Here is a 369-nt window from a genome sequence, read left to right as displayed (position 1 = left end):
TTCCAGAACATTGCCGCCCGCGACGTGCCCGCGGCCGAGGCCGGCCAGTACGAAAACCTGACGTCCTGGTCGTTCGGCGAACTGCCCGAACTGCTGGAAATCCGCAAGGGCAACCAGACCCTGTTCGGCTATCCGGCCCTTGTGGATCATGGCGACCATTGCGAGGTGGAGGTCTTTGACGACCCGCAGGAGGCGGCACGCATCCACCATACGKGGCTGCGCCGACTGTTCGCGATCCAGCTCCGCGAGCCGGTGAAGTTCATCGAGAAGAACATCCCGAATCTTCAGCAAATGGCGATGCAGTACATGACCCTGGGCACGCAGGAGGAACTGCGCAACCAGATCGTGATGGTCACGCTGGAGCGCGCC

General features: G+C 62.5%; 1 protein-coding gene. It reads left to right on the top strand.

All coding sequences use genetic code 11. The features are described from left to right. Window positions 1–369, top strand: a 369-nt coding sequence (locus tag AB4Z35_RS31235; protein WP_442101330.1) for a DUF3418 domain-containing protein, incomplete at both ends; no start/stop codon positions are given.

It is taken from the genome of Pseudomonas sp. KB_15 (assembly GCF_052114525.1).
Lineage (GTDB): Bacteria > Pseudomonadota > Gammaproteobacteria > Pseudomonadales > Pseudomonadaceae > Aquipseudomonas.
Note: the sequence above shows the minus strand (reverse complement) of the source record. Positions and strands in the feature narration are given on the sequence as shown.